General features: G+C 66.7%; 1 protein-coding gene. It reads left to right on the top strand.

Going from position 1 to position 273, the window contains the following annotated elements:
- The coding region (locus SB754_RS20270; protein ID WP_410784162.1) for a DUF4135 domain-containing protein at positions 1 to 273 on the top strand (273 nt) is incomplete at both ends.

Genomic DNA, 273 nt, shown 5'->3' with positions numbered 1-273 from the left:
GCTCCACCGTCGCCTTTGTCACGTGGCGCTCCGGTGCGGCGGTACACAAACCCCGAGGGGCGCAGCAATCGCGCTTCGTCGAGCAACTAAAGGCCTGCCTGGACCCGACCGGCGCTCTCTTCGGGCCGCTGCTTCCGAGGACCATCGACGCCGGCGAGAGCCACTGCTGGCAGAACCTCGTTCTCAACGAGGACCTCCCTGACAAGCACGCCGCCGCAGAATATTACCGCCGTTTCGGGGCGGCAACGGCTCTAGCCACAGCGCTGGGAGCCA

Origin of the sequence: Leifsonia sp. SIMBA_070, assembly GCF_046534635.1 — a bacterium.
In the GTDB taxonomy this organism is placed as follows: Bacteria; Actinomycetota; Actinomycetes; order Actinomycetales; family Microbacteriaceae; genus Leifsonia.
The sequence above is the reverse complement of the archived record's forward strand: the minus strand, read 5'-3'. Positions and strand labels throughout refer to the sequence as shown.